41 protein-coding genes, 1 tRNA gene and 1 riboswitch are annotated in these 26,443 nt (G+C 65.2%); of the genes, 37 read left to right on the top strand and 5 right to left on the bottom strand.

Annotated elements, in window-relative coordinates; translation table 11 throughout:
• Positions 1-23 precede the first annotated feature (23 nt).
• The 3 genes from gatC to gatB are packed head-to-tail and all read left to right on the top strand — an operon-like array spanning position 24 to position 3,372.
• Complete coding sequence (gatC, locus tag BUR99_RS02580; RefSeq protein WP_056009497.1) at positions 24-326, top strand: Asp-tRNA(Asn)/Glu-tRNA(Gln) amidotransferase subunit GatC; 303 nt, start codon at positions 24-26, stop codon at positions 324-326.
• Positions 323-1,858: an Asp-tRNA(Asn)/Glu-tRNA(Gln) amidotransferase subunit GatA gene (gatA, locus tag BUR99_RS02585; protein WP_074258785.1), complete on the top strand. Its 1,536-nt coding sequence runs from the start codon at positions 323-325 to the stop codon at positions 1,856-1,858. The genes gatC and gatA overlap by 4 nt, the downstream gene beginning before the upstream one ends.
• Positions 1,858-3,372 (top strand): Asp-tRNA(Asn)/Glu-tRNA(Gln) amidotransferase subunit GatB, encoded by a 1,515-nt coding sequence (gene gatB / locus BUR99_RS02590; RefSeq protein ID WP_074258786.1) that lies wholly within the window; start codon positions 1,858-1,860, stop codon positions 3,370-3,372. The genes gatA and gatB overlap by 1 nt, the downstream gene beginning before the upstream one ends.
• Here gatB and BUR99_RS02595 read toward each other — a convergent pair.
• Positions 3,363-4,742 carry an acyltransferase family protein gene (locus BUR99_RS02595; RefSeq protein ID WP_074258787.1) on the bottom strand — a complete coding sequence of 460 codons (1,380 nt, stop codon included), beginning with the start codon at positions 4,740-4,742 and terminating at the stop codon, positions 3,363-3,365. The two genes, gatB and BUR99_RS02595, sit on opposite strands and share 10 nt — an antisense overlap.
• A gap of 185 nt (positions 4,743-4,927) precedes the next feature.
• Here BUR99_RS02595 and BUR99_RS02600 point away from each other — a divergent pair, with 185 nt between their 5' ends.
• The 8 genes from BUR99_RS02600 to BUR99_RS02635 all read left to right on the top strand — a co-directional run bounded on the left by BUR99_RS02600 (position 4,928) and on the right by BUR99_RS02635 (position 11,321).
• Positions 4,928-5,563, top strand: coding sequence for a hypothetical protein (locus BUR99_RS02600; RefSeq protein WP_074258788.1), 636 nt, complete (start codon positions 4,928-4,930; stop codon positions 5,561-5,563).
• Positions 5,564-5,623: 60 nt separating this feature from the next.
• The gene (locus BUR99_RS02605) at positions 5,624-6,889 is read left to right on the top strand and encodes a DNA polymerase IV (RefSeq protein WP_084183540.1); all 1,266 of its coding nucleotides are present in this window, start codon (positions 5,624-5,626) and stop codon (positions 6,887-6,889) included.
• 63 nt (positions 6,890-6,952) lie between these two features.
• Positions 6,953-7,285, top strand: a complete 333-nt coding sequence (locus BUR99_RS02610; RefSeq protein ID WP_074258789.1) for a hypothetical protein — start codon at positions 6,953-6,955, stop codon at positions 7,283-7,285.
• A gap of 61 nt (positions 7,286-7,346) precedes the next feature.
• A riboswitch (TPP riboswitch) is annotated at positions 7,347-7,456 on the top strand.
• Between the two features lie 39 nt (positions 7,457-7,495).
• Positions 7,496-8,131 carry an ECF transporter S component gene (locus BUR99_RS02615; protein WP_074258790.1) on the top strand — a complete coding sequence of 212 codons (636 nt, stop codon included), beginning with the start codon at positions 7,496-7,498 and terminating at the stop codon, positions 8,129-8,131.
• 1 nt (position 8,132) lies between these two features.
• Positions 8,133-9,623: an ABC transporter ATP-binding protein gene (locus BUR99_RS02620; RefSeq protein ID WP_200802652.1), complete on the top strand. Its 1,491-nt coding sequence runs from the start codon at positions 8,133-8,135 to the stop codon at positions 9,621-9,623.
• Between the two features lie 2 nt (positions 9,624-9,625).
• Entirely contained in the window at positions 9,626-10,405 is a 780-nt protein-coding gene (locus BUR99_RS02625; RefSeq protein ID WP_143231501.1) for an energy-coupling factor transporter transmembrane component T family protein, read from the top strand.
• The gene (locus tag BUR99_RS02630) at positions 10,402-10,989 is read left to right on the top strand and encodes an AAA family ATPase (protein WP_143231357.1); all 588 of its coding nucleotides are present in this window, start codon (positions 10,402-10,404) and stop codon (positions 10,987-10,989) included. The genes BUR99_RS02625 and BUR99_RS02630 overlap by 4 nt, the downstream gene beginning before the upstream one ends.
• Positions 10,990-11,066: 77 nt before the next feature.
• Entirely contained in the window at positions 11,067-11,321 is a 255-nt protein-coding gene (locus BUR99_RS02635; protein WP_074258791.1) for a hypothetical protein, read from the top strand.
• 14 nt (positions 11,322-11,335) lie between these two features.
• On the opposite strand, the gene BUR99_RS02640 is transcribed toward BUR99_RS02635, so the two are convergent.
• The 4 genes from BUR99_RS02640 to BUR99_RS19780 form a co-directional block, all read right to left on the bottom strand.
• Complete coding sequence (locus BUR99_RS02640) at positions 11,336-12,598, bottom strand: D-alanyl-D-alanine carboxypeptidase family protein (RefSeq protein WP_084183542.1); 1,263 nt, start codon at positions 12,596-12,598, stop codon at positions 11,336-11,338.
• Positions 12,599-12,622: 24 nt separating this feature from the next.
• Positions 12,623-12,970: a metallopeptidase family protein gene (locus tag BUR99_RS02645; RefSeq protein WP_074258793.1), complete on the bottom strand. Its 348-nt coding sequence runs from the start codon at positions 12,968-12,970 to the stop codon at positions 12,623-12,625.
• 218 nt (positions 12,971-13,188) lie between these two features.
• The gene (locus BUR99_RS02650) at positions 13,189-13,572 is read right to left on the bottom strand and encodes a hypothetical protein (RefSeq protein ID WP_074258794.1); all 384 of its coding nucleotides are present in this window, start codon (positions 13,570-13,572) and stop codon (positions 13,189-13,191) included.
• Between the two features lie 290 nt (positions 13,573-13,862).
• Positions 13,863-14,135 carry a hypothetical protein gene (locus tag BUR99_RS19780; protein ID WP_143231359.1) on the bottom strand — a complete coding sequence of 91 codons (273 nt, stop codon included), beginning with the start codon at positions 14,133-14,135 and terminating at the stop codon, positions 13,863-13,865.
• A 151-nt stretch (positions 14,136-14,286) separates the two neighbouring features.
• On the opposite strand from BUR99_RS19780, the gene BUR99_RS02655 reads away from it, so the two are divergent.
• The 26 genes from BUR99_RS02655 (at position 14,287) to BUR99_RS20190 (ending at position 26,338) form a co-directional block, all read left to right on the top strand.
• Entirely contained in the window at positions 14,287-14,526 is a 240-nt protein-coding gene (locus BUR99_RS02655; RefSeq protein ID WP_074258795.1) for a hypothetical protein, read from the top strand.
• A gap of 11 nt (positions 14,527-14,537) precedes the next feature.
• Positions 14,538-14,720 (top strand): helix-turn-helix domain-containing protein, encoded by a 183-nt coding sequence (locus BUR99_RS02660; protein ID WP_268754974.1) that lies wholly within the window; start codon positions 14,538-14,540, stop codon positions 14,718-14,720.
• Positions 14,721-15,266: 546 nt separating this feature from the next.
• The gene (locus BUR99_RS19785; protein WP_143231361.1) at positions 15,267-15,485 is read left to right on the top strand and encodes a hypothetical protein; all 219 of its coding nucleotides are present in this window, start codon (positions 15,267-15,269) and stop codon (positions 15,483-15,485) included.
• A complete protein-coding gene (locus BUR99_RS20180; protein WP_159440940.1) occupies positions 15,482-15,649 on the top strand; it encodes a hypothetical protein in 168 nt (55 codons plus the stop codon). Before BUR99_RS19785 ends, BUR99_RS20180 begins: the two co-directional genes overlap by 4 nt.
• Positions 15,649-15,921 carry a hypothetical protein gene (locus tag BUR99_RS19790; RefSeq protein ID WP_143231363.1) on the top strand — a complete coding sequence of 91 codons (273 nt, stop codon included), beginning with the start codon at positions 15,649-15,651 and terminating at the stop codon, positions 15,919-15,921. The genes BUR99_RS20180 and BUR99_RS19790 overlap by 1 nt, the downstream gene beginning before the upstream one ends.
• On the top strand, positions 15,918-16,250 hold the full coding sequence (locus BUR99_RS02665) for a hypothetical protein (protein WP_143231365.1): 333 nt from the start codon (positions 15,918-15,920) through the stop codon (positions 16,248-16,250). The genes BUR99_RS19790 and BUR99_RS02665 overlap by 4 nt, the downstream gene beginning before the upstream one ends.
• A 150-nt stretch (positions 16,251-16,400) precedes the next feature.
• Positions 16,401-16,589, top strand: a complete 189-nt coding sequence (locus BUR99_RS19795) for a hypothetical protein (protein WP_143231367.1) — start codon at positions 16,401-16,403, stop codon at positions 16,587-16,589.
• Complete coding sequence (locus BUR99_RS02670; protein WP_074258798.1) at positions 16,586-16,774, top strand: hypothetical protein; 189 nt, start codon at positions 16,586-16,588, stop codon at positions 16,772-16,774. The genes BUR99_RS19795 and BUR99_RS02670 overlap by 4 nt, the downstream gene beginning before the upstream one ends.
• A gap of 163 nt (positions 16,775-16,937) precedes the next feature.
• Positions 16,938-17,255 (top strand): hypothetical protein, encoded by a 318-nt coding sequence (locus BUR99_RS02675; RefSeq protein ID WP_074258799.1) that lies wholly within the window; start codon positions 16,938-16,940, stop codon positions 17,253-17,255.
• 268 nt (positions 17,256-17,523) lie between these two features.
• A complete protein-coding gene (locus tag BUR99_RS19550) occupies positions 17,524-17,967 on the top strand; it encodes an HNH endonuclease signature motif containing protein (RefSeq protein ID WP_159440941.1) in 444 nt (147 codons plus the stop codon).
• Positions 17,960-18,346 carry a RusA family crossover junction endodeoxyribonuclease gene (locus BUR99_RS02685; protein ID WP_084183544.1) on the top strand — a complete coding sequence of 129 codons (387 nt, stop codon included), beginning with the start codon at positions 17,960-17,962 and terminating at the stop codon, positions 18,344-18,346. The genes BUR99_RS19550 and BUR99_RS02685 overlap by 8 nt, the downstream gene beginning before the upstream one ends.
• 220 nt (positions 18,347-18,566) lie before the next feature.
• Positions 18,567-18,734 carry a hypothetical protein gene (locus tag BUR99_RS20185; protein ID WP_159440942.1) on the top strand — a complete coding sequence of 56 codons (168 nt, stop codon included), beginning with the start codon at positions 18,567-18,569 and terminating at the stop codon, positions 18,732-18,734.
• The gene (locus BUR99_RS02690) at positions 18,731-19,405 is read left to right on the top strand and encodes a lambda exonuclease family protein (protein ID WP_074258801.1); all 675 of its coding nucleotides are present in this window, start codon (positions 18,731-18,733) and stop codon (positions 19,403-19,405) included. Before BUR99_RS20185 ends, BUR99_RS02690 begins: the two co-directional genes overlap by 4 nt.
• Complete coding sequence (locus BUR99_RS02695; RefSeq protein ID WP_074258802.1) at positions 19,405-19,953, top strand: hypothetical protein; 549 nt, start codon at positions 19,405-19,407, stop codon at positions 19,951-19,953. Before BUR99_RS02690 ends, BUR99_RS02695 begins: the two co-directional genes overlap by 1 nt.
• 115 nt (positions 19,954-20,068) lie before the next feature.
• Positions 20,069-20,419, top strand: a complete 351-nt coding sequence (locus BUR99_RS02700) for a hypothetical protein (protein ID WP_074258803.1) — start codon at positions 20,069-20,071, stop codon at positions 20,417-20,419.
• A complete protein-coding gene (locus BUR99_RS19800) occupies positions 20,412-20,816 on the top strand; it encodes a type II toxin-antitoxin system HicB family antitoxin (protein WP_143231369.1) in 405 nt (134 codons plus the stop codon). Before BUR99_RS02700 ends, BUR99_RS19800 begins: the two co-directional genes overlap by 8 nt.
• 92 nt (positions 20,817-20,908) lie before the next feature.
• On the top strand, positions 20,909-21,115 hold the full coding sequence (locus tag BUR99_RS02705; protein ID WP_159440943.1) for a ribbon-helix-helix protein, CopG family: 207 nt from the start codon (positions 20,909-20,911) through the stop codon (positions 21,113-21,115).
• Positions 21,112-21,345, top strand: coding sequence for a WhiB family transcriptional regulator (locus tag BUR99_RS20660; RefSeq protein WP_074258805.1), 234 nt, complete (start codon positions 21,112-21,114; stop codon positions 21,343-21,345). Before BUR99_RS02705 ends, BUR99_RS20660 begins: the two co-directional genes overlap by 4 nt.
• Positions 21,346-21,460: 115 nt before the next feature.
• A complete protein-coding gene (locus tag BUR99_RS02715) occupies positions 21,461-22,468 on the top strand; it encodes a DNA cytosine methyltransferase (protein WP_074258806.1) in 1,008 nt (335 codons plus the stop codon).
• Positions 22,469-22,559: 91 nt separating this feature from the next.
• Complete coding sequence (locus BUR99_RS19805) at positions 22,560-23,408, top strand: hypothetical protein (protein WP_143231371.1); 849 nt, start codon at positions 22,560-22,562, stop codon at positions 23,406-23,408.
• Positions 23,409-23,666: 258 nt separating this feature from the next.
• Entirely contained in the window at positions 23,667-23,957 is a 291-nt protein-coding gene (locus BUR99_RS19810) for a hypothetical protein (RefSeq protein WP_143231373.1), read from the top strand.
• Positions 23,957-24,313 (top strand): hypothetical protein, encoded by a 357-nt coding sequence (locus BUR99_RS02720; protein ID WP_074258807.1) that lies wholly within the window; start codon positions 23,957-23,959, stop codon positions 24,311-24,313. The genes BUR99_RS19810 and BUR99_RS02720 overlap by 1 nt, the downstream gene beginning before the upstream one ends.
• A 137-nt stretch (positions 24,314-24,450) precedes the next feature.
• Positions 24,451-24,711 carry a hypothetical protein gene (locus BUR99_RS19815; RefSeq protein ID WP_143231375.1) on the top strand — a complete coding sequence of 87 codons (261 nt, stop codon included), beginning with the start codon at positions 24,451-24,453 and terminating at the stop codon, positions 24,709-24,711.
• 194 nt (positions 24,712-24,905) lie between these two features.
• Positions 24,906-25,553, top strand: a complete 648-nt coding sequence (locus tag BUR99_RS02725) for a DUF7341 domain-containing protein (RefSeq protein WP_143231377.1) — start codon at positions 24,906-24,908, stop codon at positions 25,551-25,553.
• Positions 25,550-25,873, top strand: a complete 324-nt coding sequence (locus tag BUR99_RS02730) for a hypothetical protein (protein WP_074258809.1) — start codon at positions 25,550-25,552, stop codon at positions 25,871-25,873. Before BUR99_RS02725 ends, BUR99_RS02730 begins: the two co-directional genes overlap by 4 nt.
• Positions 25,874-26,264: 391 nt before the next feature.
• A tRNA-Leu gene (locus BUR99_RS20190) sits at positions 26,265-26,338 on the top strand.
• Positions 26,339-26,443: the final 105 nt, after the last annotated feature.

Here is a 26,443-nt window from a genome sequence, read left to right on the forward strand (position 1 = left end):
CCATCCCGAGACGACGGAGCAGCATGTCCGAAATCACTGCGGAGCAGGTCGCGCATCTCGCGAACCTCGCCCGCATCGCGCTCACCGATGAAGAGATCGAGCACCTCACCACGGAGCTCGGCCAGATCATGCACGCGGTCGAGCAGGTGAGCGAGGTCGCCACGCCCGACGTGCCGCCGACGAGCCACCCGATCCCGATGCAGAACGTGTTCCGCGACGACGTCGTCGGCACGACGGTGCTCACCGCAGACGAAGCGCTCGCGGGCGCCCCCGAGTCCGATGACTCGCGATTCAAGGTGTCGGCCATCCTGGGAGAAGAGCAGTGAGCGACGAACTGATCCGCCTGTCCGCTGCCGCACTCGGCGCGAAGCTCGCCGCCGGCGAGGTCTCCTCCGTCGAGGCGACCCGTGCGCACCTCGACCGCATCGCGGCCGTCGACGGCGCCGTGCACGCCTTCCTCCACGTCGAGGGCGAGCGCGCCATCGAGACCGCGGCCGAGATCGACCGGCAGCGCGCTGCCGGCGCACCCCTCGGCCCGCTCGCGGGCGTGCCCATCGCGATCAAGGACGTGCTGGTCACCAAGGGCATGCCCTCGACCTCGGGTTCGCGCATCCTCGAGGGCTGGATCCCGCCCTACGACGCGACGCCGGTCACGAAGGTGCGCGAAGCGGGCATGATCCCGCTCGGCAAGACCAACATGGACGAGTTCGCCATGGGCTCGTCGACCGAGCACTCCGCTTACGGCCCGACCCACAACCCGTGGGACCTCGACCGCATCCCCGGCGGCTCCGGCGGCGGCTCCGCGGCATCCGTCGCTGCCTTCGAAGCGCCCCTCGCGCTCGGCTCCGACACCGGCGGCTCCATTCGCCAGCCGGCGCACGTCACCGGCACCGTCGGCGTGAAGCCGACGTACGGCGCGGTCAGCCGCTACGGCTCGATCGCCCTGGCCTCGTCCCTCGACCAGATCGGCCCCGTCACGCGCAACGTGCTCGACGCGGCGCTGCTCCACGATGTGATCGCCGGGCACGACCCGCTCGACTCCACGTCGATCCCCGAGGCGTGGCCCTCGATGGCCGAAGCCGTGCGTCGAGCGGATGTCTCGGGCCTCCGCATCGGCGTCATCAAGGAACTCGACAGCGACGGCTTCCAGGCCGGCGTGCGCCAGCGCTTCCACGAGTCGCTCGAGCTGCTCGAGAAGAACGGCGCCGAGATCGTAGAGATCTCCGCACCGCACTTCGAGTACGCGATCGCCGCGTACTACCTGATCCTCCCCGCCGAGGCGTCGTCGAACCTCGCGAAGTTCGACTCGGTGCGCTTCGGCCTCCGGGTCACCCCCGAGGGCGGCGGCACGGTCGAGCAGGTCATGTCGGCCACGCGCGAGGCGGGCTTCGGCCCCGAGGTGAAGCGCCGCATCATCCTCGGCACCTACGCGCTCTCGGCCGGCTACTACGACGCGTACTACGGCTCGGCGCAGAAGGTGCGCACGCTCGTGCAGCGCGACTTCGACGCGGCCTTCGCCAATGTCGACGTGCTCGCCTCGCCGACCGCGCCGACGACCGCGTTCAAGTTCGGCGAGAAGCTCGCCGACCCCGTGTCGATGTACCTCAACGACATCGCGACGATCCCCGCGAACCTCGCCGGCGTGCCCGGCATCTCGCTGCCGTCGGGCCTCGCCCCCGAAGACGGCCTGCCCGTCGGCATCCAGTTCCTGGCGCCGGCTCGTGAAGATGCACGTCTCTACAACGTCGGCGCCGCGCTCGAGCAGCTGCTCGAAGCGCAGTGGGGCGGCCCGCTCCTCGCGCAGGCTCCCGACCTCTCCACCCATGAGCTCACCGCGACCGAGGAAGGCGCACTCTGATGGCCCGCGCTGAACTGATGGACTTCGACAAGGCCCTCGAGCTCTTCGAGCCGGTCATCGGCCTCGAGGTGCACGTCGAGCTGAACACCACGACGAAGATGTTCTCGTCGGCTCCGAACCCGGCGAACTCGCAGTTCCACGGCGCAGAGCCGAACACGCTCATCACGCCCGTGTGCCTCGGCCTGCCGGGTTCGCTGCCGGTCGTGAACGGCGACGCGGTGAAGTACTCGATCAGCCTCGGCCTCGCGCTCGGCTGCGAGATCGCGCCGTCGAGCCGGTTCGCCCGCAAGAACTACTTCTACCCCGACCTCGCGAAGAACTACCAGATCTCGCAGTACGACGAGCCGATCGCCTTCGACGGCGAGGTGGAGGTCGAGCTCGAGAACGGCCGGGTCTTCACGGTGCCGATCGAGCGTGCGCACATGGAAGAAGACGCGGGCAAGCTCACGCACGTGGGCGGCTCGACCGGCCGAATCCAGGGCGCCGAGTACTCGCTCGTCGACTACAACCGCGCCGGCGTTCCGCTCGTCGAGATCGTCACGCGGCCGATCTTCGGCGGCGAGGCCGACACCCCGGCGCTCGCGAAGGCCTATGTCGCCACGATCCGCGACATCGTGCTCTCGCTCGGCATCTCCGAGGCGCGCATGGAGCGCGGCAACCTCCGCTGCGACGCGAATGTGTCGCTGCGCCCCCGCGGCCAGGAGAAGCTCGGCACGCGCACCGAGACGAAGAACGTCAACTCGATGCGATCGGTCGAGCGCGCCGTGCGCTACGAGATCCAGCGTCAGGCGGCGATCCTCGCCGGCGGCGGCACGATCACCCAAGAGACGCGCCACTGGCACGAAGACACGGGTGCGACGAGCGCCGGCCGTCCGAAGTCCGACGCCGACGACTACCGCTACTTCCCCGAGCCCGACCTGCTGCCCGTCGTGCCCTCGAAGGAGCTCGTCGACGAGCTGCGCGCCGCGCTGCCCGAGCCGCCGGCCGTGCGCCGTCGCCGGCTGAAGTCCGATTGGGGCTTCACCGACCTCGAGTTCCAGGATGTCGCGAACTCGGGGCTCCTCATCGAGCTCGAGGCGACCGTGAAGGCCGGTGCGACGCCCGCGGCCGCCCGCAAGTGGTGGACCGGCGAGATCGCCCGTCTCGCGAACGCCTCCGACGTCGACGCATCGGACCTCGTCTCTCCCGAGCACGTCGCCGAACTGGCTCAGCTCGTCGACTCGGGCACGCTCACCGACCGCCTGGCCCGCCAGGTGCTCGAAGGCGTCATCGCAGGTGAGGGTTCACCGCAGCAGGTCGTCGACGCCCGCGGTCTCGCGGTCGTCTCCGACGACGGCGCCCTGATCGCCGCGATCGACGAGGCGCTCGCCTCGCAGCCCGACGTGCTCGCGAAGATCCGCGACGGCAAGGTGCAGGCTGCCGGCGCCGTCATCGGCGCGGTGATGAAGGCGATGCAGGGCAAGGCCGACGCTGCTCGCGTGCGCGAGCTCGTGCTGGAGCGTGCTCAGGCCTGATCAGGCACGGTCGCATCGCTCGACTCCGGCTCGTTCACTCGAGCGAGCGAGCGATGCGGCCGCACTGATCGCTCGAGGGCGATGGGGGTCGGACCGCGTCCGTGCAGACGCGCGGGCAGCGGGCGCAGGAGGAGTACAGCCGCCGCGAGCAGGATCGCGCTCGACGCGGCGACGACGAAGTCGAGACCGAAGACGATCACGGCGAACGGCGGCACGACCATGCACGCGGCAGCGACTCCGGTCGACCAGTCGGACGCGTGGTACCCGTAGCTCGGCAACGGGCGTTCCAATCGGCCGAACAGCATCGAGATCCCGGCGAGCACCCCGGCCATGACGAGGAAGATCAGCGGCCGGGTCAGCCACCACCCGACGGAGCCGGCCGACGGCGCCGGCAGCGGCGTGAGCAGCAGCAGGCCGATCACGAGTGCGAGCACCGGCAAGTGCCACAAGTAGATCGTCATCAGGCGGGATCCGATCGTCGCGACGGCCGCACGTACCGCCCGCACGGTCATCAGGCGTGCGAGCGCCGGATGCACGAGCACGAGCAGGCAGGTCTGTCCGACGGCGAGCGCGACGATTGCGAAGGTCGGCGGGTTGAGATTGTCGAGCATGTTTCCCGGGTATCCGACGGCGACCAGCCCGACGAGCAGGAGGTAGGCACTGCCGCCGATCGCCGCGACGGTTGCCTTCGACCTGGCCCGGAACCAACCGTCTGCCATCCAGAAACCCAGCTGCTGCACGAACAGCCAGACGAACGTCATGTTCAGGAGCCCGAGTGCTTCGATGCCGGTCGCGAAGCGCAGCAGGTCGAACGTCAGCGCGCCGGCTGCCAGCGTCGAAAGCGTCCGCCAGGGCGCCATGGAGTGCAACGTCGCGAGCCCGGGAAGGTAGGCCTGCGCGAAGGCATACGCCGCGAGGAACCAGAGCGGCGACGAGATTCCCATGCCGATGAGCCGGATCGCAACGGGATCGACCCCGGTGAGGTGCATCACGAGGATGGCGAGGGCGAGTGCCGCGAACAGAGCGATCGACGGGCGCGCGAGCCTGAGGATTCGCGAGCGGATGAAGTCGGCCGCCCTTCCGCCGGACGCCTCGAGGCGCCGCCAGGCGCCGATGCCGGCGAATCCGCCGACCACGAAGAACAGCGGCATGACCTGTGCGACCCACGTGACCGGGCTGATCCAGTTCGTCTCGAGGAGTGTGCGCTCGACCACCAGCCCGCGACCGGGAATGACTGTCGCGCCGATCATCAGCATGTGGCCCACGACCACGAGGGCGACGCACAGCACGCGCACGAGATCGATGACCGGATCACGCGCGGTTGCACCGGGCACGAACCCGGTGGGATGCGGTGCGCTCGATTCGCTCACGGCCCCTCCGACTACTCCGTCCGGCCCTATGGCAATTCTGGCACGTTCACGGCCCAGCGACCCCGATGACGCGGCCGACGTGATGGCGAGGGGCGCGCACCCGATTCGACGTGCACCCCATTCACAGCACGCTCAATGCTGACGGCCATAGATTGGTCGTCCCCTGAACGATTGACGAGGACAACATGGGATTCCTTGACCGTCTCTTCGGAGCAGTTCCCGCCGAACCGCAGCGGCCCCAGGCTCAGCCCGCCCGCAGGCTGAGCGACGACGAGCTCGCGGTCGAGCGCTACCGGTACCTGCTGCGCACGGCCCCGCCCGAGTCCGTCGAGGCGGTGCACGCCGAGGCGTTCGCGAAGCTCACGCCGCAGCAGCGCCAGGCCCTCTTCGCCTCGCTCAGCGCAGACGCACCCGCCGGTGAGCGACTCGTCTCCGACGAGCCGAGCGCGCTGGCCCGTGCCGCGACCCGCGCGGAGCTCCGCGCCCCCGGCAGCGTCGAGCGCGCCTTCAACCGAGCGGATGCCTCAGGCGGCCGTCCCCAGCAGGGTGGTCCGTCGTTCGGCGGCATGTTCGCCGGCTCGCTGCTCGGATCCGTCGCGGGCGTCGTCGTCGGTTCGGCGATCGCACAGGCGTTCCTGCCCGACCCCTCGGCCTTCGATGCGGGCGGTGACGGTGGTGCCGGCGACTCGGGTGGCGATGGCGGCGACGCCGCTGCGTCCGGCGGCTCCGACGCATCCGGCGCCGATTCGGGTGGTGACTTCGGAGGTTTCGGCGACTTCGGTGGTGGTGACTTCGGCGGGGGCGGCGATTTCGGGTTCTGACCGCATCGGGCGTTCGCGGGCGGAGCCTGCGATGACGGCGGCAGCGGATAGGGTCGCAACATGAGCAAGCAGGACGGCTCGTCGCGCCAAGTGACCACTGGTCCGGTCGACGACTCGGCAACACCGATCCTGCACGTCGACATGGATGCGTTCTTCGTCTCCGTCGAGCTGCTGAAGCGACCCGACCTCCGCGGAAAGCCCGTGCTCGTCGGTGGCACCGCAGGCCGCGGCGTCGTCTCGGCGGCGAGCTACGAGGCCCGCAGGTACGGCGTCAATTCGGCCATGCCCATGTCGCTGGCGCTGCAGCGCTGCCCGAACGCCGTCGTGCTGCGCGGCGACTACGCGAGCTACAGCGAGTACTCGCGCCGGGTCATGACCATCTTCGAAGAGGTCACGCCGCTCGTCGAGAAGCTCTCGATCGACGAGGCGTTCCTCGACGTGTCCGGTGCACGCAGGCTCCACGGCAGTCCGGCAGAGATCGCGTGGAACCTGCGCCGGCGAGTGCACGACGAGACGGGCCTCACGTGCTCGGTGGGTGTGGCGGCGACGAAGTTCGTGGCGAAGGTCGCGTCGAGCCGGGCCAAGCCCGACGGCATGCTCGTCGTGCCCGCCGACCGCACGCTCGAGTTCCTGCATCCGCTCCCGGTCTCCGCGCTCTGGGGCGTCGGCAAGGTCACCGAGGAGTCGCTCACCCGCATCGGCCTCCGCACGGTCGGCGACGTCGCCGCGATGCCCGCAGATGCGCTCGTGCGGGCGCTCGGGCCGGCACTGGCTGCGAAGCTCGGTCACCTGTCGATGGGCGTCGACGCGCGCGACGTCGTCATCGGGCGCGAGGAGAAGAGCATCGGGCACGAGGTCACGTTCGGGTACGACCTCACCGACCTCGAACAGCTGCGACGCGAGCTGCTGCGGCTCTCCGACGACGTCGCGGTGCGGCTCCGCCGAGCCGGGGTCGTGGGGCGCACGGTCGTGCTGAAGCTGCGGTACGGCGACTTCCGCACGGTCACCCGATCGCGCACCCTGGGGGAGCCGACCGACGTCGCGAGACGCATCTACGACGAAGCATCCGCTGCGCTCGGCGAGCTCGCAGGAGATGGGGCCCGCATCCGTCTCATCGGCGTCCGGGCCGAACAGCTCCGCCCCTCGGGCAGCGGAGCGATGCTGTGGGACCCCGACGAGGAGTGGCGCGAGGCCGAACGCACGATCGACGAGGTGACCGCGCGGTTCGGGCGCGGAGCGGTGCGACCCGCCTCGCTCGTGAAGCGCGCCGCAGAGCGGGTCGAATCGTCGCGTCGCGCAGCACCCGGTGCCGACGACGTTCGCTGAAACCAGTACCGGCGAATCTCGCAAAGGGTGGTTCGGGAGCGAGCGCGCGGGTAGCGTTGACTCATGGCTGAACTCGTTCTGGACCTCGCTGAGACCGTCGCCGGCGTCGGCGTGAAGACCTCCTACGGCGACCCCGTCGACATCGACGGCACCACGCTCGTGCCCGTGGCGCTCGGGTACTACGGCTTCGGCGCAGGCAGCGGCTCCGACGGTGCGGGCGACGAGGCCGGTGGCGGCGGCGGTGGCGGGCTCTCCATTCCGCTCGGTGCATACGTCGGCCGCTCGGGCGACGTTCGCTTCGAACCGAACCTCATCGGGCTGCTGCTCGTCGCCACTCCGCTCGTCTGGGTGACGGGCAAGGCGCTTCGCGCAGTGATCCGCGCACTCAAGCGCTGACCGATCCCGCGGTCGCGGCGCAGGCCGCTGCCGTCGCTGTCCGCGCCATCGGCGTATACTCGTGCTCGAACACGGGAGTCCGGTGAGCCGGGCTGAGAGGAAGGTTCTCAACCTTCGACCGTCGAACCTGATCTGGGTAATGCCAGCGCAGGGAGGCCAATCACATCTCAATTTCCCGTGCCTCTTTCCACGAATCGAAAGGGCACGACAGTGCACACTGCAGCATCAGAAATCAGCAGCCCCTCCGCACCCCGCAAGCCGCGCGACCTGCGCTGGCGGGTCGTCGACATCGTCGTCGCCAGCGTCATCGGCGTCGCGACCGGGCTGCTGTTCCTCTTCTGGAACAACGTCGGCTACGCGTGGTTCAGCGCGGCCGACGCGCTCACGCCGGGGCTCGGCGGCATCGCCGTCGGCATCTGGCTCATCGGCGGCGTGCTCGGCGGGTTGATCATCCGCAAGCCGGGTGCGGCGCTCTTCGTCGAACTGCTCGCCGCGATCGTCTCCGCCCTGGTCGGCAACCAGTGGGGCATCGAGACGATCTACTCCGGCGTGATGCAGGGCCTCGGCGCCGAGCTGGTGTTCGCGATCTTCGCGTACCGCCGATTCGGCCTGCTGACCGCGATGCTCGCCGGTGCTGCTGCCGGCGCGGCGGCCTGGACGCTCGAGCTCTTCACCTCGGGCAACCTCGCGAAGTCGGCCGAGTTCCTCGGACTCTACTTCACGACCGTCGTCATCTCGGGCGCCGTGCTCGCGGGACTCCTGGGATGGCTCATCGTGCGCGGTCTCGCTGCGACCGGGGCGCTCAATCGCTTCGCCGCCGGCCAAGACGTGGCCCAGCGGGTCTGACGTGGGGCGTGATTCCGGTGCCACCCGGCCCGCGCGCGTGGAGGCGCGCGGGTGGGGGTGGCGGCATGCCGGGCGCAGGCGATCCGCACTCGACGGCATCGACCTCGTCATCTCGCCGGGGGAGCGCGTGCTGCTGCTCGGTCCCTCGGGGTCGGGTAAATCGACGCTCCTGCACGCACTCGCCGGCGTTCACGGCGGGGCCGAAGAGGGCGAGGAGACCGGCTCGCTGCTCATCGACGGCGAGTGGCCCGGCTCCGTGCGCGGGCGGGCGAGTCTCGTGCTGCAGGATCCCGACTCGCAGGTGATCCTCGCGCGTGTCGGTGACGATGTGGCCTTCGGGTGCGAGAACCTCGGCGTTCCGCGTGACGAGATCTGGCGGCGCGTGCGCCGCGCCCTCGACGAGGTCGGACTCGACCTTCCGCTCGACCACCCCACGAGCATGCTTTCCGGTGGCCAGAAACAGCGTCTCGCACTGGCGGGCGCCCTCGCGATGGGCCCTGGACTGCTGCTGCTCGACGAGCCGACGGCGAACCTCGACCCCGCCGGCGTCGACGAGGTGCGGCAGTCCGTCGCTCGCACGCTCGATCGCACCGGTGCGACGTTCGTCGTGGTCGAGCACCGCGTCGACGTCTGGATCGACCTCGTCACCCGAGTGGTCGTGCTCGGCCGCGACGGCCGCGTCATCGCCGACGGGGAGCCGCAGCACGTCATCTCGACGCAGCGCGACGCGTTGCTCGCGGCCGGCGTGTGGGTGCCGGGCGTGCGGGCCACGGTCCCGACCGCGCGGCCCGCGCCCGCGGCATCCGTCGTCGATCTGGAGGGCATCGATCTCGCGATCGGCCGCCGGAGCGACGTCGTCGTGCGCAGCGGCCTCTCGCTCGCGCTGCCGCGCGCCGCCTCGACGGTGCTCACGGGCCCGAACGGTGCGGGCAAGTCGACGCTCGCGCTCACCATGGGCGGCCTGCTGCCGCCGCTGAGCGGCCGCGTACGTGCTTCGGAAGGGTTGGCCGACGGACTCAAGGCGGATCCGATCCGGTGGCGGTCGCGCGAGCTGCTCACCCGCATCGGCACCGTGTTCCAGGAGCCGGAGCATCAGTTCGTCGCGTCGACCGTGCAGCGCGAGCTCGAGGTCGCGCCGCGCGCGCTCGGCCTCGATGCCGCGACCACGGCTCGGCGCACCCACGAGGTGCTCGAGCGGCTCGGGCTCGACCGCCTCGCCGAGGCGAACCCCTTCACCCTGTCGGGAGGCGAGCAGCGACGACTCACGGTGGGATGCGCGCTCGTCGCGCAGCCCAGAGTGGTGGTCCTCGACGAACCGACGTTCGGACAGGACCGCCTGACCTGGATCGAACTCGTGACGCTGCTCCGCGCGCTCGTCGACGACGGCACGACGCTGCTCTCGGTCAGCCACGATGCCGCCTACCTCGATGCGCTCGGCGACCGGCACCTCGACCTCGGCAGCGACGCGCTGCGCATGGAGGCGGCGGCATGATCATGACCATGGCCAAGACCCCGCGGCTGCACCTCGTCGACCGTGTGAACCCCGTGAGCCGCCTCGCCGCGGCGATGCTGCTCACGACGCCGCTGCTGCTCACCGTCGACTGGGTGAGCGCCGCGGTCGCCCTCGGCATACAGCTCGTGCTCTTCGCCATCGCGGGGGTGACTCCGAAGGTGCTCGTGTCCCGGGGATGGCCGATCCTCATCGCCGCGCCGATCGCCGGCCTCAGCATGCTCCTCTACGGGCAGCCGGAGGGCACCGAGTACTGGTCGTTCTGGCTCGCGCGCATCACCGACGGATCGATCGAGCTCGCCGTCGCGGTCACCGTGCGCGTGCTCGCGATCGGGCTGCCCGCGGTGCTGCTGTTCATGAACGTCGATCCGACCGAGCTCGCCGACGGCCTCGCGCAGGTCGCGAAGCTCCCGAGCCGCTTCGTGCTCGGGGCGCTGGCCGGCGCACGACTCGTCGGCCTGTTCATGGAGGACTGGCGGGCGATGGCGCTGTCGCGCCGTGCGCGCGGCATCGGCGATCACGGCGTGATCCGCCGGTTCGCGACCATGGCGTTCGCCCTGCTCGTGCTCGCGATCCGGCGCGGCAGCAAGCTCGCCACGGCGATGGAGGCTCGCGGGTTCGGCTCCGACCATCCGCGCACCTGGGCGCGCGAGTCCAGAGTCGGCTGGCCGGATGCCGCGCTGCTCTGCATCGCCGCAGGCATCGCGGTGCTCGCGATCGGCTGCGCCGTCTGGGCTGGCACCTACCACGCGGTGTGGGCGTGAGCGCGGGCGCGCCGGGCGGTGCGGCAGCGACCGCTCCCGCGGCATCCGCAGTGCGGATCGTGCTCGAGCGGTGCCGTGCTGCGGGCGCGCAGATCGTGGCGATCGACGGCCCGAGCGGTTCGGGCAAGAGCACGCTCGCCGATGCGCTCGTGCGGGCGTGGCCGGGTCGGACGCCCGAACTGGTGCGCCTCGACGACGTGTACCCGGGCTGGACCGGACTCGAGCGCGCCGGCACAGAGGTGTTGCACGAACTCGTCGAGCGCCGTGCGCGCGGCTCCGTCGGCACCTGGCGAACCTGGGACTGGGCAGCCGGTCGCGTCGGTTCGGTCCAGCACAGCCGGCCGGGCCACCCGCTCATCATCGAGGGGTGCGGCGCCTTCGCCGCGACCTCGTCGATCGAGGGGGTCGCGATCTGGGTCGAAGCGTCGCCCCGGGTGCGCAAGCGCCGCGCACTCGCGCGCGACGCCGGGGCGTTCGACCCCTACTGGGACCTGTGGGAGCGCCAGTGGCGCCGGTACGTGGCGCGAACCGCGCCTGCGTGCCGCGCAGACGTGCGTGTCCGGGTCGCCGGCGCCGGCGCCTGAGGCGCCGAGCCGCGACGCGCCGCCCGAACCGCCGCACGACCTGCCGTTCCGGGTACCGCGAGGGCTACGGTAGTGGCATGAGCACAGACACCGGAGCACAGTACGTCGCGGAGTTCCTCGACGGCCCGCTCGAGGGAGAGTTCGAGCACCGCATCCTCGTGGGCGGCAAGCCCGAGTCGCGTGTCGGCATGGTCGCCGCCGTCGACGGCCTCGAATCGCTGTTCTGGTACGACGCGGTCGACGAGCGCGAGGTCAACGGCCAGGTGCGGGTGCAGTTCAGGTTCGACGCCGACGACTCCGACCCCGTCGAGTCCGACGACGAGAACGACTGAGGCGTCGCTCGCCGTCAGCTCTGCTGGGCGGCGATGAACGCGCCGATGATGGCGGCTGGATTGGCGAGTCGCCAGATCGGCCCCGGGTCGCGGATCGCGCTCGTCATCTCGAGCGGTGAGGCGACATCGCCGTTCCCGGTCGCGATACTGATGCGCCCGACCTCGCTCCCGGCGGACGCGGTGGTGAACGGCTCGACGGTCACGGATGTCCCGGCGACGCTCTCGCCCCACGATGCATCCGTTCGGCTGACCGAAGCGATGAGGTCGGCCCGATCTCCCCACGCCGCCTCCACGCTCGCGTAGGGCGTGCCGGCCGTGATGATCTCGACCGGAACCGCCGACTCGGCGCTCGAGGTCACGGCAGTGCTCACGGTGGCGTCGAGCGTCTCGTAGTCGGGCATCAGCGTCGTGGCGCCCACGAGCCGGTACGGGGCATCGTCATCGGGTCCGGGCACGGTGGTGGTGTACACGAAGGTCACGCCGGCCTGGTCGGTGTAGCTGCGCGCGAGCGCCCGCACGCCGGTCTCACCCGAACGTGCGACGTTGTCGGGGATGTCCCGCTCGCCTGCCACCGCCGGTGCATCGGTGATCGAGTACACCTCGGCGAGTCGCGGGTCGGCCAGCACGAGCGCGGCGAGGCGGGTCAGCTCCTCGGGAGTGCCGACGTTGTCGCCCGAGAGGCCGGTGGCATCGGCGACGTGCGTCGCGGTGAAGCCGTTCTCGGCGAGCCAGGTGTTCGCGGCTTCGACGTACGGGTCGACGCCGCCGAACGCCCACCGCGCGAGGGTGTCGGCGTGGTTGTTGCTCGAGGCGAGCAGTACCGCCCGCACGACGTCGCGTTCGGTCCACTTCTCGCCGGGAAGCACGGGGAGCGTGCGCGTGTCCTCGGCGACGTAACGGAGGTAGTCGGTGTAGTCGGCCGGCCCGATCGTGATGTCGGGGCCGGCGCCCTCGGGAGGCAGGGGGAGGGTATCGAGAGTGGCCAGCACCGTGACGAGCTTCACGGCGCCGCCGATCGGCACCGGCTCGGTGTCGCCGCCCACCCCGAGCGTGGTGGCCGCGCCGTCGTCGGCGAGCACCGCCATGGCGCTCGCGCCGTCGTCGGGGAGGGTGACGGGTGCGGCACCCTCGCCGGGTGCCGTGTCGGCGCCCTCGGCGACCGTGACGTTCACCGCGGGAAGCGGGCCGAGGAGCATCGCCGGGCCGTAGACCCCGATGCCGAGGATCGCGATCGCGCCGACGGCGATGCCGACGATGCGGCCGGGGGTCATCCTCATGGAATCAGCGTAACCCGCCGGGGATCACGCCCAGCCCAGCTCGTGCAGCCGGTCGTCATCGATGCCGTAGAAGTGCGCGATCTCGTGCACCAGCGTGACGTGGATCTCTTCGCGGAGTTCGTCTTCGTCGGCGCAGATCGCGAGGAGCGGCTCGCGGTAGAGGATGATGCGGTCGGGCATCTCGCCGAACCCGTAGCGGTCGCGTTCGGTCAGTGCGAAGCCGTCGTAGAGGCCGAGCAGGTCGAGCGAACCGTCTTCGGGTCGGTCTTCGACGACGAACACGATGTTCTCGAGGCCGTCGACCATGTCATCGGGCAACTGGTCGAGTTCATCGACGACGATCGCTTCGAACGCCTCGGCATCGAGTTCCACGAGCGGCTCCGATCGAAGTGCGACGGGCGTGAAACGGCTTTCGCCGAGAACAGCATTGGGGTGAGTAACGGGGCTTGAATGTGTGACCTACATCACGCCCGAACCCGCCCCGATCCCAGTAATCACGCGGGAAAATTGGTCAAAACTTTTTGGTCATCGTCGGCGAGTTTTACGACGATTAACGATGGTTTTCGACTCCGAATGTAGTGCGCACTACATCATTTTGCCGAGAGGCGAAACGATCGTCTGACGAGGGTATCCGATCTGCCGAGGTCGTCATCACCGCGTTCGACGGCACGGCGGTGGAGTTCTCCGGTGAGACGGTTGTCGGGAAGCTGGGACATGAGTCCGTCAATGTTGGCCCGGTACAGCTCGTCTCGAGTCGCCCACCCCATACTGACAATGGTTTCGCAGATGTCCATGTTGGAGTGGATGGCAAGGGTGAACACCACATCGGGCGGTATGCCCGTTTTCATCCACCGCAGAACGGTCGTGTGGGTGACGGTCGAATGGGTTACAGCGCCGATCTTCTCGGCGATGGCTCGCGAGGTGTGCACACCCGTCGCTTGGGTCAGCCAGGCGCGCCGTCGCTTGTCGTCCATGATTTGCAGTCCGTGTCGTTGGAACGTAAAACCACTATGCGGCCAGCGCAGTGCCCCCAGTTATGGTTACAAATTGCCATGATACCGCGACAAGTGATGTTCCAACATTCATGCAAACGCCCCCTAACGTCGCCGGTTGGGCGTAACGTCCCGAGCATCGGGTAAGCGGCAAACATCGGGGGATGACGTGGAAGTACGGATCTGTGGCGGCGGCGCACAATGCGAGAACACCTGTCCAGTTATGAACGTCGGGAGAATCTGCCCCGACGTTGCGTTGTTCCTGGAAGAGGTTATTGGCCTGTCGAGCGAAGAAGCTCCTCAGCCCGTGCCTGTGCTTGCCTAGCCCAGTCTTCGAAAGGCACGCCAATCACGGCGAGCACATTCACAACCAAAGCTGTATCTAGGTTCTGATATCCGGGGCGATTTCCCTTCATCCGGTGAGTGAAGGTCGAAGGCAGTTCCCCTACTTGCTCCGCGATGTACTTGGACGTGTAGGGCGAGTCCTTTACAAGCGCGGCCAGCACTTCCCGTGCAGCTTGCGTGAGCGCCTGTTGTCTGTTCATGCGACCAGTGTATTGCGCCTAGCACCAACTATTGTAGGTGTAGGCACTAATATCAGGGATAGCACTGAGGAAACCACGAAACCGGATATCTAGCCTGAATTCGATGGAATTCGTGTAGACACGAACGCTTAAGTCGGCGTACATTCGTGTCATGACCAACACAACGGTTCCCCTCCGAAGCACCGAAGAGGCTGCGCGGACCATCGGGAACAACATCAAGGCGATCCTCGCCGAGCGGGGTCATTCACTGGAATGGCTGGCCGGCGAAATCGGGATCGACGTTCAGACCATCCTCAAAGCGTTCAGTACTCAGGTGCCCGCGTGGCTCACTCTGGACGCTTCCTTCTACCTCGAGGTCGCACCCGACGTTCTGATCGGGGCTGACCGGTGACCGAGCAGGCGGTGAACGTCGCCGCCGTCGCAGAGCACCTTGGGGTGCACCCGCAGACGGTGTACGCGCACGCGGCGTCGGGCCAGATTCCTGGTTTCCGTGTGGGGCGTGCGTGGCGGTTCTACCTCTCGAAGGTAGACGCGACGCTGCACGAGTCGTCCGACCCGTGGGCACTGCCCTCTAGACGGCGCTGACCGTCACTGATCTTCCCCACGGCTTGTGGGGGTCTATTCGTCGCGCCTTCGGGCGGACATCAATCACATAGCAATCCGGACGGCAGACCAACTGTCAATGTGCCGGGGCGCGAGACAACAGGGACAGACCCACAAGGTGGGTGCACTGGTTGAGGTGCTGGGCGTCGTGGTGGACGTGGCCAGTTTCCCGGTGGCCGTCGATGGAGTGTGTAAGCGGGTTGATGTCGGACCCCATCACTGAAGACGCACAAAGGTTTGGTTGCGCGGATGGCATACATCAGGGTCCGAGTCCCTGGCGCGTACGGAACGACTTGCCAAGGGCGCGATGGCCACGCGTCCTTTCCGGCCCGTAGCTCAGCGGGTGGCAGGAACTGAGCGGTTGCGCTTGCTGGTGGAAACCACTCATCACTTTGTGCTCTGAGTGCCGGGGTTCGAGCCCCCGGAAGCGCGCGGGGGGCAGGAGCGATGACCGTTCCTGCCTTGGGTTTCATATTCCGGGTCTCCCTCTTTATGGGGTGTGGCCCTTTCTCATAAGGAGGAACGGCAATGGATGACGGCGAGGAGCGGCGCGTGAGGGCGCGTGTGATGTCCGAGTTTGGTGCTGGTCATGCGGGCGGCTGGGTTTCTGCGATCGAGGAGGCCGAACGTCGCTGCGTGAAGGTCTGGATCGGGAATCAAGAGGTGTATGCGGTGCCGTGGACCGAGTTGGTGCAAATAAGGCAACTAGTGGCAGCCGCACAACGAGTAAGGGAGCAGGAGTCATGAGTGATCGGAAGCCTGGTGCGGGTTGGTTTGACGAGTCGGACAACCCACCGATGAATACGCCGGAGCAACGATCGCCAGCGTTCGAGGTCGTGAAGCGGTATTCCGAAACGGCGTCGTTTGGGGAACTGGTCGCGATGCTCGGACTGACGGAAGAAGTGCGCTGATGCCTGGCCGTTTGGAATACACACCGACGACCGACGACATTCGCGAGCAAGTCGATTGGCGCGACGCGTTTGATCGTTGGCTTGACGCTCACGATCGAGAAGAAGCAGCGGCGGCCATTGAAGAGATCGCGGAGGTGTTCGCTACAGAGGGAACGCTTTGGCACGGTGACTTCGGAGTGACTGTATTGGTCGATCCGCAGTTCATGAAGCGGATGGCTATTACCGATTGGCTGCGCGATCGCGCCAGAACGATTCGGGAGGCGACTTCATGAGTTGGGCGCGTGACGTGTGGCCTTCTGAGCGTGCCCGTCTGATGTCGATGATGCCCATCGAACGAGAAGCGTTCGAGGAATCACGGATGGTGTTGGAACTCTTCCGCGAACTCAACAAGGAACACGGCACCGTCGAGTGTCAGTCACCGCACCGACACTCCGGATGCTCAGTCGAGGTTGCGTACCGCGCTCGCGATACGCACTCCGACTGGCGGTTCATCTGCCAGTCTGCCGCAGATTCCAATGCGCGCCGCGTTGCCCAGAAGGGCTACTCGTGCATCATCTGCCTCGCGCCGGCTGAGGACTGCTGGGAGCAGTTCCCGGTATGAGTACGTCTGGGTTCTACCAGTCGTCGGCGCGACTCCTCATCAACGAGGAATGCTGCGACTACACCGGCTGGGTTGACGCCATTGAGGACACCGAAGATTTGACCGTCCACTGGGATTGCCCGGCGTGCGGACACCACGAAGACGGGGAGCTTGAACATGACCGAAGTTAGTGGAATCGATACCCCAGTCAGTGAGGAAGAAATCTGGGGCGTGGAACTCGACGACTGGGGTTCTGTCGACTATGCCGAAAGCTTCGGCGAGGCGCTGACATACGCGCTCCAATCTGGTGGCCGGCTCGTGAGAGTTCGGACTGAGTTCTTTGAAGTGGGGGAATCGTGATCAAGTCGATTGAGGATCTGCGTATTGATGCGGAGTTTGCTGACAGTCTCGTGGCCTACCACCAGGCTGCACGCGACTACCACACTGCTGAGGCTGCGAAGTCTCAGGTGGACTATATCCACGCGTTGGAGGCACGCACGAAAGCACACAACGCGTTGCTCGCCTATGAGGGGGCAGCGTCATGAAGCGCGAACACCGACCGCTAGCCGTCCTCGCCTCGTTGTGTCTGTTCACTCTCGGGTGTGCGTTTGCCGGCTGGGTTGATTTGGTCGCCGTCCTCACCACGGTCGTGTTTTGCACGTACTGCATGTTCCTACTCGTCACCGTACGACCGAAAGAGGAGAAGTGATGAGCTACGCACGCTTTGGTTCCGGCAGCGACGTGTACGTCTACGCCCACGTCTACGGGTTCATCGAGTGTTGCGGATGCGCCCTCGGAGACGCGTGGGACTTCCACAGTCCTGCCGACATCGTTGATCATCTGCGCGAGCATGTCGCAGCAGGACACAACGTTCCCGACCGTCTGCTCGATGAGGCGCTGTACCCGCCAGAGGATTTCGTCGGTATGTGCATGGTGCACATGTGCCGCGAGGATGCCGGGCATGACGGCGATCACACCCCGACGAACAACGAGCGAGACGAGCAGATTCGGGCGCGCTCGCGCTGAGACACCATGACTTTCCTTTCTTACAACACCGGGCAGATCACATACGTGGTCTGCCCTTCCTGCGGAGCGTGGGCGAACACGGTGCCTCAGCTCGAACGGCATGACTGTGGTCGCGACTGGCCGCGATTCTTTCGAAATTGCAACTGCGGCGATTGTCGCGCGTTTAGGAGTTGGCGTGAGCAGACCGAAGGTGAACCCATGTAAGTGCGGCTGCGGGATGCGAGTCGAGGGGGAGTGGAATCGCGGCCACTCCGGAAGACGCCCGATCATGGATCGGCTGCTCGAGAAGGTAGCCGTACGCGTGACGGGCTGCTGGGAATGGGTAGCCACCCGCTCACCCGAGGGGTATGCCCGAATCGGTCTCGGCAGAGCGAACGTGCTCTACGGGCACCGCGTCACGTTCGAGCACTACGTCGGCACGATCCCCAAGGGATTCCACGTCGACCACCTGTGCCGCAACCGTCGATGCGTCAACCCGCTCCACCTACAGGCAGTCACGCCCGGTGAGAACCTTCGCCGCGGGTGGGAGCACAAGAACGGGGGCAGGCAGTGCGCTCGAGGCCACGCCTTCACACCTGAGAACGCCATGCAGCCGCCGTCGAAGAGTCGTTCGTGCCGCACCTGTCACAATCTTCGACGGCGCGCGAGACGGCTCGGTGTGAGCGTAGACGAGCTGATCGAGATCGATCGCGAAAGGCAAGCAAATGTCTGACCGTTGGGAACCAATCGTCACCTTCATAGTGCCCGGACGCCCGAAGCCGAAAGGCCGGCCCCGGTTCACGAAGCGGGGTCACGCGTACACACCGCAGTCGACTAGGGATGCGGAGAAGCAAGTTGTTGACCTGTTCGAACTCGCCGCTCCGCTCTGGGAACCGACACTCGAGGACGTGCGTCTCACGTTGGATGTGTGCTTCCAACACGGTCGCGTCGCCGACCTCGACAACGTCGCGAAACTCATCTCCGACGCCCTGAACGGGTGGGCGTGGGTTGACGACCGACAGATTCGGAAGCTCGAGGTCAACGGTTTCGAGAACGCTGGCGATCGTGCCGGAGTTGTCGTGTCATTCGCAATCTACAAGGGGGAGTCATGAACGAGAACCAATTTGCGGGCAGCCTCCAACATCACACGTACTTCCCCGGTGGGCACGCAACCTACGCACGTTGCGAAGGCTGCATGTACGGCTGTCATTTCGAGGAAGTCACATGGCACTCGTGGGCTAGCGAAGACGACATGACCGAAGACGCGGATTACAACGAGCGCATCAAGAAACAAAAGTGCGCGTGCGATTGCGCCGGCCCAAAGGGGGAGTCGTGACTCACATCAATGTTCGGTTGACCAACGACCACGGCGACGTAATGACCGGTGCAGCCCGATACGACGCCGAGTCGTATCGCGTCATCACCGTGAACGGCGCGACCTACTACGAGTCCGTCTGGCTATCACGCGGCTGGGACATCACATACGGGGACGAAGAATGATCACCACATACGCCGACCTCGAACAAGGCAGCGAAGAGTGGCTGGCGGCGAGATGCGGACTCTTGACCGCATCCACCGTTGGCCGCCTAATCACCCCCTCCACGTTGAAAGTTGCCGACAACGAAACGTCACGCGGACTCACCCTGACGCTCGCTGCCGAACGCATCACAGGACACGTCGAATACGTGCACCCCACGTACGACATGCAGCGGGGTACGGAAGACGAACCATACGCACGAGATGTGTACGCCGAGGCACACGCGCCTGTTGACGAGATCGGATTCGTAACCCTCGAACAAGACGGCTACAAAATCGGCTACTCACCAGACGGCTACGTCGGGGCAGACGGACTCATCGAGATCAAGTCCCGTAAGCCTGAGAAACACATCGCCCATGTTCTCGCCGGCAAACCACCCGCCTACAACATGGCCCAAATGCAGGCAGGCATGTTCATCACCGGCCGCAAATGGTGCGACTACATCTCATTCAGCGGCGGACTGCCGCTCTGGACACACCGAGTCTTCCCCGACCCCAGATGGTTTACAGCCATCGACGCCGCAGCGCTCGCATTCGAAGACAACGTGGCAAACATCGTCGACAAATTCACAACCGCTACCGAAGGTCTACCCCAGACCGAACGGCGGCTCGAGATCGAGGAGCTTATGTTCTGATGGACGTTTCCAACGCAATCATCGCCAAAAGCGACCAGCTCAACTCAACGGACCTGATCGCCGGCCCCCAGACGGTCACCATCGTGACCGTCAACCAGGGCAACACCGAACAGCCCGTCAACATCATCACCGATGTCTTCGGCCCTGGACGCCCGTTCAAGCCCTCGAAGACGGTCCTCCGCATTCTCGCAGCAGCTTGGGGCAAAGACACCACCGTGTGGGTTGGACGCCGCATGACTGTCTACCGTGACCCGACCGTCCGGTGGGCAAACGAAGCAATCGGCGGCATCCGTGTCAAAGCGCTCTCCCACATCGACAAGGAGATGGTGTTCAACCTGCCCGTGTCGAAGGGCAAGAACGCGAAGTCAACGATCGAGCCGCTGCCCGACGCTGCACCGGAGCGGGACTGGCTCACCGAACTCACGACAACCGGTGGCGACATTGACCTGATCACTGCACTCGGCAAAGCAGCAAAACAAGCACACGCTGCACCGGCCATCATCGCGGTCATCACGCAGGCATACCACGACGCAAAGGGGGAATCATGAGCAAGAACAGGCGACGCATCGATTGGGAAGAGTTCTGGTTCGGGGCGACCTTGTTTGTCATGGCCCTGTCTCTTCTGGTGGCCCCGTGGGTTGTCGCGATCGTTCGGGGTCACTGATGGGCGAGCAGATGCCTGACCTCGGGTTCACCGTTGACTCCGTCCTGCAACGTGCCCGAGAAATGCTGGCTGCGGAACAAGCACGCGACTGGGACCACCTCGCACGGTTGCAAGACGAACCCGTGTCCGCCGAAGAACAGGCACTAGCTGACGAACTGAGTACGCGCGCCGAGTGGACGTGGGTTACGGGTATTTGCAACAAGGGCGACGGGCATTTCGATGATGAGGGCGCGTGCAGTTCGCACTACTCGGCGGACGTGTACATCATTCCCCGCGCGAACGCCCCGTTCAATCGCCACCCGGACTACGAAGCAATCGCACGACAGATAGGGGAGACCGGACGTGAGTAAACGCATCTACGACGTGGAGGTCACCCGAGATCCCGTCTGGGGTTTGTGGTACCTCGTCTATGTCCCGGAACTGGATACCACCGGTCAGGTTGCGGTTGCTGACGGCGACGCTGGGATCGAGCGCGTAGCCCGTGAAGTGATCGGGCTTTGGCTGGATGCCTACGAGGATTCATTCGGCATCACGATTCGGAAGGTAGCCGATCCATCCGACCGGTGGCTCACAAGGAAGCTGGCGAGAGCATGGGCTGAGGGCCACCAGCATCGCCAGCGTCGCGGCAAGGACAAGTGCAAATGCGGCGCGTGGTCGAAAGGTGAGTGCGCGTGCGGGCGATACGGCAACGGCCCACTCCTGTCACTTGAAGACAACCCTTACAGCAAGGGGGCCGACCGTGGCTGAAATCGTTGCCGCGCTTGCCCTGTTCACGCTCGTCTTGGGAGGCGTCATCGGCGCAACCATCATGACTGTTGTATGCGAGAGAGAAGGCCACCGTGACTGAAATCGTGCGGTTGCACATCAACCTGAACCGTGAGACAGCCGCCGAACTCGACCGGCTGTCGAAGGCCCACGGCTTGAGTCTCACCGAAGTTGTTCGGCGGGCGATCAGCCTCTACGGGTTCATCAATGACGAGGTTGCTGCTGGTCGTACGGTGACCACAGGCACGCGACGGAAACGACGAGAGCTGGTGCTGCTGTGACGCTTGAACAAGACGACTGGCGAGCTGCGGCAGCATGCGCGACAACCGACCCTGACATGTTCTCCGACGACAACTGGCAGATACAAGAACGCGCCAAAACCATCTGCAACACCGTCTGCACCGTCCGAGAACAATGCCTCACCGAAGCAATGGACAACGAAGAGCCTTTCAGCGTCTGGGGAGGGCTTTCGGCACGCGACCGTGCACGACTCCGAAAGCAAACCGCATGAGCACGTCACAACGACCATGCCCACGATGCGGAATCTGGCGCGGCGTCCAACGCATCAACGACAACCGGACATGCGCAGACTGCAACCTCGTACTCAGCCTAGAAGAGAGACAGATATGGGCGACATGAGAATCGGCTCCCTCTTCTCCGGGTACGGCGGACTGGAAATGGGTGTCCAAGCCGTCATCGGTGGGACAACCGCATGGCACGTCGAGTTCGACCAGGCGCCGTCGAAGATCCTCGCCCACCACTGGGACGTACCCAACTACGGCGACATCCGAAACGTCGACTGGTCTGCCGTCGAACCCGTGGACGTACTCACGGGCGGCTTCCCCTGCCAAGACGTGTCATTGGCTGGCCGTCGTGCTGGCATCACTGCTGGCACACGCTCCGGCCTCTGGTCAGAGTTCGCCCACGCGATCGACAAACTACGACCGAAACTGGTGGTGATTGAGAATGTCCGAGGATTGCTTTCTGCCACGGCGGACGGCGCAATGGAACCCGACCCGTGGGGCGTGGGAGACGGGGCAACACGACCTGTTGTCAATGCGTTCGGAGTTGTTCTTGGAGACTTGGCCGGTCTCGGGTATGACGCGCGGTGGTGTGGTGTTCGAGCTGCCGACGCCGGCGCTCCGCACGGAAGGTTCAGAGTCTTCGTCGTTGCTCAAGACCCCAACGTCACAGCTCGCGGTGAACGGCGGGTCACAGCATCCCGAGAAGCGGAAGGCGGGCGGTCACGGGCCGACGCTGGCCGACGAGGTGGAGCACCTGCTAGGGACGCCGACGACGCGGGATCGGAAGGACGGCCCATATCAGGCGAACGTGCCGGTGAATGGGCTGCTCGGGCGGATGATCTGGGAGCTAGTACCTGGGGTCCGTACGAACCCGCAATCCGACGATGGGAAGACGCCACTGGACGTGTAGCCCCCGCGCCGACGAACCCTGATGGGAAGGGCAATGCACATCGTCTGTCTGCTCGGTTCGTCGAGTGGATGATGGGCCTCCCTGACGGGCATGTGACCGATGTTGGTCTGACCCGAAACGAGCAGTTGAAAGCGCTCGGCAACGGTGTCGTCCCGCAGCAGGCCGAGTTGGCCGTACGCACCCTCTTGGAGGTGTTCTGATCGTGTTTCTCACGAGTGAGGACTGTGCCCGCTGCGGTTTCGTGTGCGGGTTGGACGTGTTTTGTAACGGCTGCCGGATTGAGGCGTCCGAATGGAAACCCTTGATGGAGGTGAGTTAGTGCGGATCAGGAGTATCAAACCGGAGTTCTGGCGGTCGTCAGATATCTCGTCTCTTGCGATCGAGGACAGGTTGCTGTTCGTCGGGTTGTGGTCGTATGTCGATGACAACGGGGTGGGTAGGGACAAGCTGTCCGCTATCGCCGCTGACCTGTTCGCGGATGATCTTGAGCGTGATGCTCCGGAGACTTTCGCGAGAGTGTCGCGAGGCCTCGCGAGGCTTTCCGAAGCTGTTCGCATCGTCCGGTACACGGTCGCGGGGGACGATTTTCTGCGCATTGTGAACTGGTCGAAGCATCAGCGCATCGATAAGCCGGGTAAGGCCCGCTATCCCAGTGATGACGCGGATGATGCGGTGATTCGCGAGAGTGTCGCGAACATTCGCGAGGGTGTCGCGCCCGGAACAGGGGAACAGAGGAACAGAGGAACAGGGGAGAAGAAGAACACTTCCGCATCTTCGATGCTCGTGAGCGAGTTCGAACGCGCATGGCCACATTGGCCGAAGAAGACGATGCGGAAGCAAGCTCTCGACCAGTTCAAGCGTGCCTTCGAGAAGACGTACACGGGTACTGCAACAGGCTTGGCGGATTGGGTCATCCAGTTCGGTGACGCCTATGAGGCGACGACGGAACGTCAGTACGTTCCAGCTCTTAGCGCGTGGCTGCGTGGCGAGCGGTGGACGGACGAGTTGCCGTCGAAGCCCGCGGGCCGAACTGGTGTCGCGAAGGCTGACGTGAACTTCAATGAGTACGAGCGCCTGTATGGAGGTGGTGGCAATGGAGGAGCGGGAAGCGTTCCAGCTCTTGACCCTGGCGTCGGCTAGGGATGGGCGGACGGTGTCTCAGGCTGTGGCTCGTGTGTGGGCGTCTGACTTGGAGCGGGTGTCACTTGATGATGCTGTTGCTGCGATTCAGACGCATTACCGGGAGTCGACGGATTGGTTGTTGCCGGCGCACATTGTTCGGAATGTGGCTCGGTTGCGTGAGGCGCGACTGCCGTTGCGTGCGGTTGAGGCGGCTGCTCGTGAGTGCCCTCAGCATGCGGGGTATCCGTTGCCGTGTCTCAGATGCGAGGCGTTCTGATGAAAGTCACGGTCGACCTGGATGACAGGTTGTGGGCGCGGCTCGCGTCGAAGGCTGACGGTCGTGGTGTGAAGGTTGGCGACTTGTTGGTGGAGGCGTTGACTTCTGTGGTCGCGCCGAAGCACAGGTCACGTTTGGCCCCGGTTTCTGATCCTGCACGGCGGGAGGAAATTCGACGGTTTCATGGGCTGCATTTTTCGGCGGATGAGATCGCGAAACGTTTGGGGTATCGGGCGGACACGGTTCGTTCGACGTTGGTGGATTTGGGTTTGACGAAGGGAAAGCGCTGATGGCGATTGTTCAGTTGAAGGATGTTGTGGTGTCGCGTGTGAATCGCACGGGCAACGGGATCAAGGTGTTGGAGGAGAACGAGTCGGGCGGGAAGACGTACAAGACGTATTTCAGTGTGTGGTTCAAGGAGCCGCATGGTCTGTCCGAGGGCGACAAGGTTTCGCTGTCGGGGTTCCTGGGGGCGAAGATTGGTGACCCGTGGACTGACCGGGATGGGAATGAACGCACGTCGGTTGAGTTGTCGGTGAACAGTCCGCGACTGTCGGGCGAGACTGCCGCCCCCGTGACTGCCCCTGCTGCGTCGTGGGAGACTTCCCCTGCGAGCGGATACGAGTCCAGCGAGGTTCCATTTTGAGAGGCGTAGACCATGGCTGAGGCGGCGCGAGAGGTTCCGGTGTTTACCTGTCATGACTGTACGTTCGCAACCGCACTGGTTGAACGGGCCGAGCGGCACGAGCACGTGACTGGTCATGACGTTTGGGAGGAGGACTGATGACTGAGGAAGCACGAGAAGCGGCGATCGACAGTTACCACGACACCCATCCGCCTGACATGGCGGCTGGGTATCGAGCGCTGCTGGATTCTGGCTTCGCAGCAGGTTTCGATGCGGGTGTTGCGGAGGGGCGCAGGCAAGCCCGAGAAGCCGTCGCGGGCGAACTTCTCGCGACTGATCTTGAGGATGTGCGGAAGCCGGATGTCATTTGGCGAGACGACGCACTGTCCGCTATCGACGCACTGACCACTCGCGACTAACTGAACACGCATCCTTTTTCTGGGTCGCATCCTTTCGGGGGTGCGACTTTTTCGTGTCCTTCGAGGGGGTATCTGGTGAGGTTGCACGTTTTCAAGATCCGCCCTCATTGGGTGGTGTTTCATCCGTCTGGTTTGTGTTTGTGGGCGGGGTACGAGTGGGTGGACGCGATTGGGTTCGCAACAGGGAGGAAACAATGAGCACGGAACTTGATGTTGCTGTTGAGAAGTTGACACGACCATGGAGTGATGTCGTCACGATTGGCGGCGAGTACAAGCATGTGAACTACGACCCGCTGTTGGACATGCTCGCGAAGGCGAAGACTTCATCGTTGGGTCGGACGGCTTCGGGTCGGTCGTCGCAGGAGGCGCGGAACCCGTTCAATATTCCGGCGTTTGATCTGTGGGAGCGTATCGACGGGCAGACGCGGGCGTGGTTGCGGGAGTTCGGGAGGCCGGCACCTCGAGACCTTCGCGAAGCGGTGACCGTGCTGCATAAGACGTTGGCTGAGTTGTGGTCGGGGCAGCGCATCCAGGAGTCGTTGTTTCTGCGACTGTCTGGGGTGGTGGCCCGGTGGGTGCCTGACATTTGGGCGTTGTTCCACCCGGTTGATGGTGTCGCGCTTGATGGTGCGTGTCCGAATTGTGAGGCGGAGTGGGTGATCAACTTCGAGGGTGCGCAGACTCGTGCTTTGGTGTCGGTTGTTGAGGCAGGGGAGCCGGGTGTGCGTTGCCGGAATGGTTGTGGTTGGGAGGTGTCGGGGAAGCGGCAGACGATCGAGTTCGCGTTGCGGTTGGGCGCGACACCCGACCTCGACGAGCTGGGACGAGAGGACGAGCGATGAGCTACGCACGCTTTGGTTCTGGCAGCGACGTGTACGTGTACGCCCACGTCTACGGTTTCATCGAGTGCTGCGGATGCAGCCTCGGAGACGCGTGGGACTTCCACAGTCCCGCCGACATCGTTGACCATCTGCGGGAGCATGTCGCAGCAGGACACAACGTTCCCGACCGTCTGCTCGATGAGGCGCTGTACCCGCCCGAGGACTTCGTCGGCATGTGCATGGTGCACATGTGCCGCGAGAATGCTGGACACGACGGCGACCACACCCCGACCAACAACGAGCGAGACGAGCAGATTCGGACACGAACTACAAGCTTGTAATTCGATACAAAACGTGAGACAATGAAATCACGCGCTAGAAGTGTTTCTTCTAGCGCTTTTGTCTTCCCTCGGCACACGCGGTTACCTTCGCTATAGCCAGCCTGTACGGCTGAGCTGATGAACACAGCGCGGTTGTGGCCTTGAGGGATCATCGTCCCCGCCATCCTCACAAGGGTTGGCGGGAGACCGGCGCATGCCAACACCATGCAAAGCCCACGGCGGGTGCCGACAGCCGTACGGGATCCGATTTGGTCGAGTCGATTGACTCCGCGAGGCGAACGCGCGCGGACATTTGGTCGTTATCTGAGATCGTGACTCAGGGATTCCACGGGGTTGTCAGCGCGAGCCTGACTCCAGCACCGTCAAAGTGGTCATTCGTGACAGCTCGCATCGGCCTCTAGGCAACAGGTAGACCACTTTCGCTCAAACCGAGAGATGCTGCCAGTTCGAATCTGGCGAGGCCGACGATGCGAGTATCCGGTACGCAAGGTTGCAACGCTCGCAGAAATTGAATAAGTGCTGGGCCGGCAGACGCATTCCGGCCAACAACTCCATAGGGCATAGACCAAT

The organism is Agromyces cerinus subsp. cerinus, assembly GCF_900142065.1.
Lineage (GTDB): Bacteria > Actinomycetota > Actinomycetes > Actinomycetales > Microbacteriaceae > Agromyces > Agromyces cerinus.